Origin of the sequence: Chroococcidiopsis cubana SAG 39.79 (assembly GCF_003991895.1) — a bacterium.
In the GTDB taxonomy this organism is placed as follows: Bacteria; Cyanobacteriota; Cyanobacteriia; order Cyanobacteriales; family Chroococcidiopsidaceae; genus Chroococcidiopsis; species Chroococcidiopsis thermalis.
The window spans coordinates 108314-121264 of sequence record NZ_RSCK01000015.1 but is presented as its reverse complement, the minus strand read 5'-3'; the positions used below and the strand labels follow the sequence as shown (position 1 = coordinate 121264).

The 12951-nt window shown below is 45.5% G+C and carries 11 protein-coding genes; 8 read left to right on the top strand and 3 right to left on the bottom strand.

What is annotated here, in order from left to right:
• Positions 1-85: 85 nt before the first annotated feature.
• From DSM107010_RS12400 to DSM107010_RS12380, 5 genes are all read left to right on the top strand, one after another.
• Entirely contained in the window at positions 86-2389 is a 2304-nt protein-coding gene (locus tag DSM107010_RS12400) for an ATP-binding protein (RefSeq protein ID WP_015154133.1), read from the top strand.
• A gap of 179 nt (positions 2390-2568) precedes the next feature.
• Positions 2569-2925: a hypothetical protein gene (locus tag DSM107010_RS38380; RefSeq protein ID WP_127023057.1), complete on the top strand. Its 357-nt coding sequence runs from the start codon at positions 2569-2571 to the stop codon at positions 2923-2925.
• Positions 2926-2938: 13 nt separating this feature from the next.
• The gene (locus tag DSM107010_RS12390; RefSeq protein WP_106170267.1) at positions 2939-5425 is read left to right on the top strand and encodes an ATP-dependent Clp protease ATP-binding subunit; all 2487 of its coding nucleotides are present in this window, start codon (positions 2939-2941) and stop codon (positions 5423-5425) included.
• A 306-nt stretch (positions 5426-5731) separates the two neighbouring features.
• Complete coding sequence (locus DSM107010_RS12385; protein WP_158631779.1) at positions 5732-6109, top strand: NINE protein; 378 nt, start codon at positions 5732-5734, stop codon at positions 6107-6109.
• Between the two features lie 293 nt (positions 6110-6402).
• The gene (locus DSM107010_RS12380) at positions 6403-6699 is read left to right on the top strand and encodes a hypothetical protein (protein ID WP_106170271.1); all 297 of its coding nucleotides are present in this window, start codon (positions 6403-6405) and stop codon (positions 6697-6699) included.
• Positions 6700-6805: 106 nt separating this feature from the next.
• Here the strand turns inward: DSM107010_RS12380 and cdf31 (DSM107010_RS12375) are convergent, their stop codons facing one another.
• Positions 6806-7729 (bottom strand): CDF family zinc efflux transporter Cdf31, encoded by a 924-nt coding sequence (cdf31, locus tag DSM107010_RS12375; RefSeq protein ID WP_106216032.1) that lies wholly within the window; start codon positions 7727-7729, stop codon positions 6806-6808.
• A gap of 369 nt (positions 7730-8098) precedes the next feature.
• Entirely contained in the window at positions 8099-9043 is a 945-nt protein-coding gene (gene cdf31 / locus DSM107010_RS12370; protein ID WP_127023052.1) for a CDF family zinc efflux transporter Cdf31, read from the bottom strand.
• A gap of 381 nt (positions 9044-9424) precedes the next feature.
• Here cdf31 (DSM107010_RS12370) and DSM107010_RS12365 point away from each other — a divergent pair, with 381 nt between their 5' ends.
• The 3 genes from DSM107010_RS12365 (at position 9425) to DSM107010_RS12355 (ending at position 11631) form a co-directional block, all read left to right on the top strand.
• Positions 9425-9778 (top strand): hypothetical protein, encoded by a 354-nt coding sequence (locus DSM107010_RS12365; protein ID WP_127023049.1) that lies wholly within the window; start codon positions 9425-9427, stop codon positions 9776-9778.
• Positions 9779-9844: 66 nt separating this feature from the next.
• On the top strand, positions 9845-10534 hold the full coding sequence (locus DSM107010_RS12360; RefSeq protein WP_015154127.1) for a response regulator transcription factor: 690 nt from the start codon (positions 9845-9847) through the stop codon (positions 10532-10534).
• Positions 10535-10731: 197 nt separating this feature from the next.
• A complete protein-coding gene (locus DSM107010_RS12355) occupies positions 10732-11631 on the top strand; it encodes a hypothetical protein (protein ID WP_015154126.1) in 900 nt (299 codons plus the stop codon).
• A 78-nt stretch (positions 11632-11709) separates the two neighbouring features.
• Here the strand turns inward: DSM107010_RS12355 and aroF are convergent, their stop codons facing one another.
• Positions 11710-12768, bottom strand: coding sequence for a 3-deoxy-7-phosphoheptulonate synthase (gene aroF / locus DSM107010_RS12350; protein ID WP_127023046.1), 1059 nt, complete (start codon positions 12766-12768; stop codon positions 11710-11712).
• Positions 12769-12951: the final 183 nt, after the last annotated feature.

Here is a 12951-nt window from a genome sequence, read left to right as displayed (position 1 = left end):
AGCTGAGACTATTGTGTGTGTATTTTGAGCATAGGTCTCAGTTTTCTTTTTGGCTAGTTTTTCTCATCGAACTCACGTTAAAACAGTGCCAGAGAAAGAACCACAGCAAACTCAGCATTGGCTGGAGATCGAAGATAACGCAGGTAAGCGCGTAGTCGTTTTGGAGGCTGCCACCTGCACTCTGGGGCGTGACTCTTCTAACTCGATTGTATTGCAGTCTAAGCTTGTCTCCCGCCAGCACGCGATCTTGTTGCGCGTCACAACTCCTGGTACTGCCAACCATTTTTTTCGCATCATTGACGGTAATTTACAAGGCAAGCCCAGCACGAATGGCATTCGCATCAATAAAAAATCTTGTTTCTCGCACGACCTCAAACACGGCGATGAAATTGAATTTGCTGGAGATGTAAGTGCCACTTACTACTGCAATAGCGATCGCGAATCTGATTCTAGTGGACTAAATTCTAGCTCTCATCACAGCCCACCTACGCAAATTATTGAAAATATCGAGTTTGCTAATTCTAAAGAGTCAGTACTCGTTCGCTTGGCTTCATTTCCCGAATTAATATCAAATCCGATACTAGAATTCGATCTCACGGGCGATATTACTTACATTAACCCCGCAGCGGTGGCTCAATTTCCCGATCTGCGGGAAGTGAAACTCCAGCATCCAATTATGGCTGGAATTGTAGAAAGAGTGCAAGACGATCGCGAAACGTTTTTTGTTCGTGAAATAGAAGTTCTTGACAAAATTTTCGAGCAATCCGTCCACTACTTACCTGAAAATGAGCTGGTCAGAAGCTATATCGTCGATATTACCGCGCGCAAGCACACCGAGCTAGCACTGCGAGAAAGCGAAACTAAAAACCGGGCTTTGCTCAAGGCAATCCCCGACTTAATCTTGCGGATCGGTGCGGATGGAACGTATCTGGACTACATACCAGCTAAAGACAGCGAGTTTTCTGCCACCAGCAGTCAAATGATTGGTAAGAACGAGTACGACGTGTTACCAATGGAAGTCGCCGAACAAAGAATGCGCTACGTCCATGCTGCTTTAGAGACAGGTAAACCCCAGCTTTTTGAGTACCAACTACAGGTTAACGATAAAATTCGCGTGGAAGAAGCACGCATCGTTGTTAGCGGCGATCGCGAAGTACTAGCTATTATCCGAGATATTACAGAGCGCAAGCGGGTAGAAACTTTATTACAACAAGCATACGACGAATTAGAGCTGAGAGTAGAACAGCGCACGGCAGAATTAAGATTAGCCAACGAGCAACTACGCAGAGAAATTACCGAACGCCAGAGGGTAGAAGAGGCTTTGCGTTCCAGCGTCGCTACCAATCGCGCCCTGCTAAATGCAATTCCCGACTCCATGTTTCGTCTCAGTCAAGATGGCACTCTCCTCAACTACAAAGCAGCAAAGGATGATTGGCTGATTGCTTCTCACACCGAGCCAGTTGGCAAAAAACTCTCTGACCTATTTGTGCCAGAGATCGCTCGACCATTAGTAGAATGTGTCGAGCAAGCGATCGCTACAGGTGAAATCCAAGTCTATGAATATAGATTGACAATTGCAGAACAACCGCGAGATTACGAAGCCCGCATTGCTTTAAGCGAAGAAGACGAAGTGATGGCGATCGTGCGCGACATCACCGAGCGAAAAGGAGCAGAAGCAGAAATCAGACAAGCTCTAGCAAGAGAAAAAGAACTGAACGAACTCAAATCTCGCTTCGTCACGATGGCATCCCACGAATTCCGCACGCCATTAACGACAATTTTATCTTCAGCAGAGTTATTAGAAGATTACAGTTCCAAGTGGACAGAAGAGAAAAAACGCCATCATTTTCAACGCATCATTACCGCTGTCAAACACATGACTGGTTTGCTGGATGATGTCCTCTTAATTGGCAAAGCAGACGCAGGTAAGCTGGAATTCAATCCATCACCCATAGATCTGATCGAATTTTGCCGCGAACTGGTTGAAGGGATGCAAATCACAACCACTGCTCATAAAATTCTTCTGCGCACGCAGGGAGATAGTATCAATGCTGGTATGGATGAAAAGCTTTTGCGACAGGTACTAGGAAATTTACTCTCTAATGCAATTAAGTATTCACCTAATGGTGGAAGTATTTATTTCGACATTATTTCTAGGGAAGGAGCAGCAATCTTCCGAATTCAAGACGAAGGTATCGGCATTCCGATGGGCGATCGCGATCGACTCTTCCATTCCTTCCACAGAGCTAGCAACGTCGGTAATATCTCCGGTACGGGATTGGGACTTGCTATTGTCAAAAAATCTGTCGATGCCCACGGCGGTCAAATTCACATGAAAAGCGAAGTCGGAGTCGGCACGATCTTTATGGTGAAAATACCTCTTTGTTAGAAATAAGGGGCGAGGAGTGAGGAGCGAGGAGTAAGGGAATTTTGGCTGCGTAGATGCGGGATTCTTTGCACACCTGCTTCCTTGTCCCCCTAGTGGGACTTTGAAGAAAACTGGTAATAGAATAGCTTCAAAAGCAGAGCCAGAGCTAGTTTTACATCGATTGGTAATGTTTCCTTACCATGCTTAAGTTTCAGCCAGTTTTACCTTATCGATGTATTGTCCTTGCCATGCATGGATTTCAGCCTCTTTTAGAGCTAAAAACTTTCAAAGTCCCACTAGTCTCCCTTTGCCCCCTAATCCCCACTCCCTCCGGTCGCGGGGAAGAGCGAGTTCCCCCTTGTCCCCCTAGTCTCCTCCTTCCTCTCACTCCTCACTCCTCGCTCCTCATCAGGGTGGCTACTACGCCTTTGGCATTACGGCTATTACCAATGCAGAGTTGTACTTGGGAAGGATACATTAACGGAAGAAACTACATAAAAGTTTATGTAGAGAGGGTGAAAGTGAAAACCTCTTCACCTTTTCAAACAGCTCGGTAGAGGAAAGCCCGTTATGTTTGAGCATTTCACTGATAAAGCAATTAAAGCAGTTATGCTTGCCCAGGAAGAAGCACGTCGCCTGGGTCACAATTTGGTAGGAACCGAGCAAATTTTATTAGGCTTGATTGGAGAAGGCACGGGAATTGCAGCAAAAGTATTAACCGAGCTGGGAGTGACCCTTCAAGCAGCCCGCGCCGAAGTGGAAAAAATTATCGGTAGAGGAAATCGTCCAGCGATGGCTGAAATTCCCTTTACACCAAAAGTCAAGCGCGTATTCGAGCAAGCTTTCACAGAAGCACGCACTTTGGGGCATAATTACATCGGTCCAGAACACGTGTTGTTAGGTTTGCTCCAAGAGGGAGAAGGTGTCGCTGGAAAAGTCTTGCAAAACTTGGGGGTCGATCTAGACGAAGCCCGTGGTAACACGATTCGCAAGTTGGGTGAAGTTGCAACTGTTGCTAGTGCTGGTAGACAAGGACGCAAGGGTTTTGGCACAGCCCCCAGCAAAACTTCGACGTTGGATGAGTTTGGGACGAATTTAACGAAGCTAGCGGCGGAAGGTAAGCTAGATCCTGTCGTCGGTCGTGAAAAAGAAGTTCAACGAGCCGTGCAAATTTTAGGTCGGCGCACGAAGAATAACCCCGTATTGATTGGCGAACCTGGTGTTGGTAAAACTGCGATCGCCGAAGGTTTGGCGCAGCGAATTGCTAACAACGACGTGCCTGATACTCTCATAGACAAGCAGCTATACAGTCTTGACATGGGTTCGTTAGTTGCCGGAACTCGCTATCGCGGTGACTTTGAAGAGCGGATCAAATCTGTTTTGGATGAAGTGCGATCGAATAGCAGTGTTATCCTATTTATCGACGAAATCCATACTTTAATTGGCGTAGGTGGTGTCGAAGGCGGAATCGATGCGGCAAATATGCTCAAACCTGCCTTAGCTAGAGGCGAATTACAGTGCATGGGAGCTACTACCCTAGATGAGTACCGCAAGCACATCGAACGGGATGCAGCACTAGAAAGGCGTTTTCAGCCAGTGATGGTAGATGAACCTAGTGTTGTCGAGACAATCGAGATTTTGTTTGGATTGCGCGATCGCTACGAGCAACACCACAAAGTTAAAATGTCAGATCTAGCTTTGGCTGCTGCTGCTCAACTGTCCGATCGCTACATTAGCGATCGCTTCTTACCTGATAAGGCGATCGATTTGATCGATGAAGCAGGTTCTCGCGTCCGCTTCCGCAACTCGAAGCAGTCTCCCGAAACCCAAGCACTCAAGCAAGAATTGGTGCAGGTCACGAAAGAGAAAGAAGCCGCAGTCTCGGCACAAGATTTTGACAATGCTGGTAAGCTGCGCGATCGCGAGTTGGAAATCGAGCAACAGTTAAAGGCGATCGCTGACAATAGAAAGCAAGAAATCGAAAACGCTAGCGTTCCTGTAGTAGACGAAGAAGACATTGCTCAAATTGTCGCTTCTTGGACGGGCGTACCAGTCAGCAAGCTGACGGAATCCGAATCAGAGTTGCTGTTGCACTTAGAAGATACTCTGCACCAGCGTCTCATCGGACAAGAAGAAGCTGTTACAGCTGTTTCTAAAGCTATCCGCAGGGCGCGAGTTGGATTGAAGAATCCCGACCGTCCGATCGCTAGTTTTATCTTTTCTGGTCCTACTGGTGTAGGTAAGACAGAGTTGGCAAAATCCCTTGCTGCATACTTCTTCGGCTCTGAAGAAGCGATGATTCGCTTGGATATGTCGGAATTCATGGAACGGCATACTGTTTCTAAGCTAATTGGTTCGCCTCCTGGCTACGTTGGCTATGACGAAGGCGGACAGCTAACGGAAGCCGTACGGCGCAAACCATACACCGTGTTGCTATTCGACGAGATCGAGAAAGCACACCCCGACGTGTTTAACATGCTGTTGCAAATCATGGATGACGGTCGTTTGACCGATGCCAAGGGACGCACGGTAGACTTTAAAAACACGCTGATTATTCTCACCTCTAATATTGGTTCGAGAGTCATTGAAAAAGGTGGCGGTGGGATTGGATTTGAATTAGGTGGCGATCGCGCTGACGCACAATACGATCGCGTTCGCAACTTAGTCCAAGAAGAACTCAAGCAACATTTCCGTCCTGAGTTTCTCAACCGCCTTGATGAGGTCATCGTCTTCCGTCAACTCAACAAGAATGAAGTCAAGCAAATTGCTGACATCATGCTTCAAGAGATCTCTAACCGCTTGACCGAGCGTTCTATTACCTTGAAAGTGACAGAGCGTTTTAAAGATAAAGTTGTCGATGAAGGCTACAATCCCAGCTACGGTGCTAGACCGTTACGCAGAGCAATGATGCGGCTGTTGGAAGATTCTTTAGCTGAAGCTATGTTATCCGGTCGCATTAACGATGGCGACACAGCTTTAGTTGATGTTGATGCTGACGGTCAAGTCCAAGTCAGTAAAGTAGAAGCGAAAGAGTTGATGTTGTCTTCTGCTAGCTAGAATGTTTTTGAATAAACCATAAATGTAGGGTGGGCAATGCCCACCCTACAGTTTTTTTTGCTAAGTAAAGATGCCTGAGTCAAATTGTGTCCTATATCCGCTCCAGCAGCTTTCTCATCTGTTGCAATCTGGAAGAATAGATAGACAATATCCAGCTATCCCTGCTACTATCACTTACGCGATAGATAAAGCTCCTCCATCATGGTGATATGTTCGTTCAACTGGGAACAATAGAGTAGGAAGTCTAAACCAATCCTAGTTCATCAAGGAGGAATATAAAAGAACAGCATTGAAGCGCAAAAATACTTGACCGATCGCGAGCTAATTATTTTTAATGCAGAATTAGAGCGTAAGCGGAAAAGTACTGCAACTGCTTACATTTTGTACTTTATCTTAGGCTCTATTGGAGGACACAAGTTCTATATTGGTAAACCCTTTATTGGTTTTCTCTATCTTTTACTGCTGTCTTTAAGTACTCTACTTATACTTGGGGGAGCTGCATCTACAATTGACTCCTCTACAGCAGATGATGCAAGTCTTATTCTAGGTCTTGGACTTTTTCCCTTTGGTTTATTAGGATTAATGCTATTTATTGACTTGTTTACCATTCCAGGACAAATTAAAAAGCAGGAGGAGCGTGTACGTAGCAAGTTGCTGACTCAGTTGGTCAGTAGCAAAGCTTAATCAGTTTTTTTATGGTGGCTGCTTTTACTCAGCTCTGTCAAGGCAAGGTGTTTCTTAGCCACAACTATCTTATCTAGTCGAATTAATGATGGCACCATAGCGTTGATTAATATAGATGCTTGTCAAGTCCAAGCGAGCAAAGGAGAAGTGAAAAAGAGTCGATGCTTTCTTCTGCTATCTGAAATATTCTTGAATAAGCGATAAAAGTAGGGTGAGCAATATGCTCGTCCTACAATTTTTTTGGCAAAACTGATGCTTGACCGTAATCAAAACCACTCCCGACTCCCAACTCTATGAGAGCAAAAATTGAGGATACAATTCTGTTTCTTCACCGCGAGGACGTACCGACTTATAAAAAAGGTGGTTCTGTGGTTCGTAACAGCTATTTTTGGGCGCTGCGTTCCATTGCTGGTAGATCGGTACGCGATCGCGATTGGGAATATGAATCAGAAGTTTGGTTTGCTCTGACGCGAATGCTACTATCCTTCAGTGAATCGGGTTATCTCGGTTTGCGAGAAACCATCCTCGAATTTCCCCCGACTCAAGAAAAAATTCCTGAGATCCTACGTCCTGTGGCTACTTGGGAGTGAGCGGTTGTCAGTTGTCGTAGGGGTGGGTTTTGAGGGCAAATTTCGGCTCGCCAGCGGTGAATCGTTGGCTAAACCCGCCCGTACAAGAGTTGGGAGGAACTACAAATCACTCTGTTGCTGACTCGTAGCTAATTTGGTCGGATTGGCAATTGTGCGGTTCGACGCGGATAGCGACTCTGACCGAACCGTATCGGTCTCGTAACCGTGCTTCTACTTCTTCGGCTATGTAGTGGGCGGTTTCGATGTCAGAAGAGTAGATGACTAAATGCATTTCAATAAAAACTTGCCGACCGACTACGCCACGGGAGGCGATATCGTGACAGTTGATGACTCCTGGTACGGACATGGCGATCGCGTGAATTTCTTCAGGCGCGATCGCGATTTCATCGACTAACCAAGGTAAATTTTCTTTCAGAACTTCCCAGCTACTGCTAAATACTAAAAAAGCGACGGGAAAAGCCAAAATTACATCAAGCCACGGTAGTAGAGGGATACCCGATTCCTGTCCCTGCCAAACACCAATTAACCCCGTCAATACCGTGAGCGTAATCCACCCATCGCTCATCGTATGTTTGGCATCAGCAATCAAAATCGGACTGCCCAATCGTTGTCCTTCACCATCCTCGTAATAGGCAAGAAAAATATTCACGCCCAATACGATCAGCAACAACCACAATTCTGGTGCAGAAACCTTAACTAACTCTGCACCTTTAAGCATTCGCTCTATAGCTGTTTGTAAAATTTCAAAACCTGCAATGCTAATAAAACCCGCGATTCCCAAAGCTCCTATCGCTTCAAATTTTTGATGTCCGTAAGGATGATCGCGATCCGGTTCTGGTGAAGATAGGTTATTGGCAACTAGCCCCAAAATGTTGTTACTACTATCTGTCACGCTATGTAAAGCATCCGAGAACAAGCTGAGAGAACCAGTCCACCAAGCCAGGATTGCTTTGAGTATTGTCACGCTCAAATTCAGCAGTAAGGTAACGAGCAATACCTTCCGTACTGCTCCACGGTTATCGTTTCCCATACCATTTCATGTTATTTGCTCTTAAGTAGTTGTTGTTTTTGGTCATAATTGACACAAGAGTATACAAAATTACTAGATAATAAAAGACTGCTATTGTCTAGTTTTACTTATTAGCTCAAATCACCTGTTTTTAACCTACGATACGTTGTTATTCCATAAATTGAATCATATGGTTTAAATTCTCTTATGGTAAAGTCCAGTTTTACATACTATTACAATAATCAGTCTGTCTTATTGAAAAAGATTATTGTTTAGCTCGGATTGTAAGGCTAAATTTAACAGCGATCGCACCGCTTTAATAAGTAGAGCTTTTCAAAATTGTGAATTAAATTCAATTTTTGTGAGTGGCTAGTGGCTGGTGGCTAGTGGCTAGTCACTGCTCCCTGCTCCCTGCTCCCTTTCCTCATCAAAGCTAATACTGTTTGACTTGTATCCAGGTGGCTCAACGTGAATTAAAACCCGCACGGGGCTAAATTTCTCTTCCAGTTTGGCTTCTACGGCTTCAGTAATCCGGTGGGCAGTATCCACATCAACAGCATCGACAATTAAATGCATTTCAATAAAGACTTGTCGCCCTAGTAAACCACGGGAGGCGATATCGTGACAGTTAACCACCCCAGGTACGGACATGGCGATCGCGTGGATTGCTTCAGGGGCGATCGCGATTTCATCGACCAACCAAGGTAAATTTTCTTTAATCACCTGCCAACCACTCCAAAACACTAATAAGGCAACGGGAAACGCCAAAATTATGTCTAACCATTGGAGTTGAGGCAGATTTAAAACTCGTCCCTGCCAAATACCAATCAATCCTGCTAACACGGTAATCGTCACCCAGACATCGCTCATAGTGTGTTTAGCATCGGCAATCAAAATCGGACTGCCTACCCTTTGACCCTCGCGACGTTCGTAAAAGGTCACGAAAATATTCACGCCCAGGACAATTAGTAGCAACCACAACTCTGATTCAGTAATTTTTACTGGTTGAAGCCCACTAAAAATTCGCTCGATCGCTCCTTGTAAAATTTCAAAGCAAGCAATGCCCAAAAAGGCAGCTATACCTAAAGCTCCTACAGCTTCAAATTTTTGATGCCCGTAGGGATGATCTCGATCTGGTCGGGGAGAAGAAAAGCGGCTGGTAATTAATCCCAAAACGTTATTGGCGCTATCCGTGATGCTATGCAAGGCATCGGCTAATAAACTGAGCGAACCCGTCCACCAACCTATTGTGGCTTTCAACGCCATCACAAATAAGTTGAGCAATAAAGTTATCAGTAAAACCTTACGAACTACAGAACGATTGTCTAAAATCATATATAAAAATTCTGAATTTTAAATACCAAATTCGGAGTCACAAACAATTGAATTATAGGAAATAATCTTTTAATTTGTGGTTTTTATATAGAATTGAGACAATAAAAAAATTGGTAAACTGCATACTTAATGAATAAGATTAGCAATTAATTTTATATCTTTTCGCATTGTTTTGAAAAAGGCTCTTATCAGGGATAAATCAAAATAGCTGCCGAGAGACGAAGGAAGGACGAAAGAATTGCGGAGCAGCTATCAAGTCGTAAGTTGCTCCTTTGCAGTCGCAAGTTGCAAGTCAGAAGTATCTAGCCACCAGCCACTAGCCGCTATCCACGGATAACTGATAACTGTTAACTGATAGAATCAAATTTTAATTACCCGATCGTGACTCCTACACAATTAACCTTAAATTTAGTTGAAGGCTCGGTTTCCTTCAGCTTTTCGCCAACGGCAGCACGGGAATTACAGGCTGCGATCGCTCAGTTGATGGATCGTCTCAAAGCAGTTGCAGTCAAAAGTACACCGATTGGCAAAGCCACTCCTCAACCTCCGATGGAATATCGCCACATGGGAGAAGTTTTTCTCGAAGTATTTTGTAATCCTAATATTTGGGCGAGTCCTTTTGCGGCAAAAGTTCTGCTAACCATCAAGGATAGTAACATTCGCATAACTAGCGAAGCCGAACTCACTCGCATCAGCGAAGACTTAGAGCGATATTTAGCAGAAACTGAGGGCTAGAGAACAGATGAGGGAGCAGTCTAAAATCCGCTAAAGTGGTACTAAATATCAAATGCAAGAATTGGAATGTCACCACGTCTTTTACTAGTCGATGATGAACCTGGACTGCGGGAAGCCGTCAAGGACTACTTAGAAGAAAGCGGTTTCGCCGTGCAGGTTGCAAGTAATGCCCGCGAAGGTTGGGATTTATTGCAGCAAAATACTCCTGACTTGGTGATTTCAGATATCATGATGCCCCAGGTAGACGGCTATCAATTTCTGAAGCAAATGCGCGAAGATCCCCGCTTCAAACGCCTGCCAGTGGTATTTTTGACTGCTAAAGGGATGACAACCGATCGCATTCAGGGCTACAACTCTGGTGTAGATGCTTATATTCCCAAGCCTTTCGATCCCGATGAGTTGGTGGCAATTGTTGAAAACTTATTAGACCGTCGCCCCGTCAGTCAACCCTTAGCAGAAGGTGAAGCCCCCGACATCGCTGAATTAGCCAATCAAATCGCTCAAATTAAGGCAATGCTAACTCAGCGTAGTGCAATTAATACGACTCCCGCCCCAATAAAAATCGATCTAACCCCGCGAGAACAAAGCGTCTTGAATTTGGTGACAGAAGGATTGATGAACAAAGAAATCGCTCGCCGCCTGCAAACGAGCGTCCGTAACGTAGAGAAATACGTCAGCCGCCTTTTTAGCAAAACTGGTACAAATAGCCGTACTGAATTAGTTCGGTTTGCCCTAGAACATGGCTTGATTGAGTAGGTTGTAACTTATGGCTAGAAAGGCGATTGCCAGTGCGTGAAAGTATTATCCACTACAGTTTTTAGCCTACTCTACTTGAGTAAAAAGAGATAGGTGCGATGCTTCAAGGGGCAAAAAGTTCCTAGCTAACGGAGGAATTCCCTTGCATCTGAACTTGCTAGAGTTATGATGAAAGCTCAATTTAAGTGGATTGCTCCATGTTGCGTAAATTCACAATCTTGTTTTTAACCTTAACTTTATGCTGGACAACTGTAGCTTGTGGAGGACCAAATGAAGCGAATAATCCCCAAGCTACTAGAAATGTAGCCACGCGAGAAAGCGTTTCTAGCCAGCTCGCCGATGGTGAGTATCCCGTACAGCAGGCTGAATATAATGATGTTGATGGGACATATAGTTTAGTCTTACTCAATACCCCTCCTGGCACGCCCCCGGTTTACAATACTCAAAACTTACAAATGGCACGGCTGACCGACGAACAAATCAAAGCAGGTCAAAAGAGTTATTTGAAAGTAGAAAACGGACAGCCAGCTTTATATCTAACTGAAGATTTTCGGATTCAGTACGTCCATAACGTAACGGAGACGCAGACGAATCCGCAAACAGGACAGCAAGAAACCGTAGTTGTCCGCCGAGAAACGAGTTTCTGGACACCATTTGCCGGAGCCTTAGCGGGTAATATTGCTGGTCAGGCGATCGGTAGCTTGCTATTTAGACCTCAGTACTACGTTCCACCCGTCTATCAACCAGGGGTAAGCGTTCTCAGAGGCTATGGCGGTTATGGCAATACTTACGATCGCGCCGTAAGCAGCTATCGCACCCGTTACAACGCAGCCCCAGCAGCAGTTAGAAACAGACAAACCTTCCGTACTACTGGTAGAATTAGAACTCCTTCAGGCAGCACGGTACGCACACCCGCACGCACGACTAACCGTCCCACTGGATCGGGTTACGGTACTAACATTCTGCGCCCATCGGGCAATCGTAACTCCACATACAGAAGACCATCTTCTGGTAGTTTTGGTAGTGGTAGTCGCAGCCGGGGTTCTTTCGGTAGTGGTAGCCGCAGCCGGAGTTCTTTCGGTAGTAGAAGACGCTAGACGTTAAATTTATCTGCGGTAGGGGCGCACAGATGTGCGCCCTGACGAATTTTGGGGATGGGCGTTGCCAGCCCTAAGTTATGTCAAAGCAACAACTGGCGGCTGCCAGCGCCCTACTGCTCTGCCAATAACGCTGAGTTCTTGCATGAGGCGATCGAATCTTTGCGGTGTGAGGGATTGAGGTCCATCAGATAGGGCTTTAGCAGGGTTTGGATGGACTTCTATCATCAGCGAATCTGCACCCGCCGCGATCGCCGCCATTGCCATTGATGGTACGTATTCTGCCCTTCCCGTGCCGTGGCTGGGATCGATCGCGATTGGTAGGTGAGTCAGCGATCGCAATACGGGAATCACCGATAAATCTAGGGTATTTCGCGCATACTGGCGATCGAAGGTACGAATGCCCCGTTCGCACAAAATCACGTTAGGATTCCCCGCAGCCATGATATATTCAGCTGCCATCAACCATTCTTCAATTGTGGCTGACATCCCTCGTTTTAAGAAAACTGGTTTGGGTTGCGCTCCCACTTTTTTCAACAGCGAGAAATTTTGCATATTCCGCGCCCCGACTTGGACGACATCGGCAACTTCTACAATCTTGTCCAAATCTTCCGCGTCCATTACTTCAGTAATGATGCCCAAGCCCGTAGCCTCCCGTGCCGCAGCCAGCAAGCCTAAAGCACTTTCACCATGTCCTTGGAAAGCATAAGGAGATGTCCGAGGTTTGTACGCTCCACCGCGCAACAGTTTAGCTCCTGACGCTTTGACATACTGCGCCGTAGCCACGATCATCTCTTCATTTTCAACCGAGCAGGGACCAGCAATTGTCACCACTGGATGATTTTGACCGATGTGAACTGCTCTGTCGGGCGTTTCGATCGCTACGTCTGTAGGTTGTCCGTGACGAAATTCTAAACTCGCACGTTTGAATGGTTGTTCTACTCGCAAAACTTGTTCGATCCAAGGACTAATTTCTTGCATTTGCAACGGATCGAGGGCGGCTGTTTCCCCTACTAATCCGATCACAACTTTATGTTTCCCCACAATTTTTTCAGGCGTCAGCCCTCGACCGCACATTTCTTCACTAATGCGATCGATCTCTTCTTGTGGCGAACCAACTTTCATCACAATAATCATGCCAAATTCCTTATTCAGTTATCAGTTATCAGTGGCTAGTGAAAGCGTGGCTGGTGACAAGAGTTGAGTCTAACAACTAACCACCAGTCACTAACCACTCACGACTCGCTGCTCGCTAAATAAATACTTAGATGAAATTTTTATATAACGAAGGGATGAAAAGTTAAAGGTGGTGCGATCGCC

Coding starts and splice junctions, on each gene's coding strand:
- DSM107010_RS38380 (WP_127023057.1), top strand. CDS start 2,569: ATGCTTAAGTTTCAGCCAGTTTTACCTTATCGATGTATTGTCCTTGCC.
- DSM107010_RS12390 (WP_106170267.1), top strand. CDS start 2,939: ATGTTTGAGCATTTCACTGATAAAGCAATTAAAGCAGTTATGCTTGCC.
- DSM107010_RS12380 (WP_106170271.1), top strand. CDS start 6,403: ATGAGAGCAAAAATTGAGGATACAATTCTGTTTCTTCACCGCGAGGAC.
- cdf31 (WP_106216032.1), bottom strand. CDS start 7,729: ATGGGAAACGATAACCGTGGAGCAGTACGGAAGGTATTGCTCGTTACC.
- cdf31 (WP_127023052.1), bottom strand. CDS start 9,043: ATGATTTTAGACAATCGTTCTGTAGTTCGTAAGGTTTTACTGATAACT.
- DSM107010_RS12360 (WP_015154127.1), top strand. CDS start 9,845: ATGTCACCACGTCTTTTACTAGTCGATGATGAACCTGGACTGCGGGAA.
- DSM107010_RS12355 (WP_015154126.1), top strand. CDS start 10,732: ATGTTGCGTAAATTCACAATCTTGTTTTTAACCTTAACTTTATGCTGG.
- aroF (WP_127023046.1), bottom strand. CDS start 12,768: ATGATTATTGTGATGAAAGTTGGTTCGCCACAAGAAGAGATCGATCGC.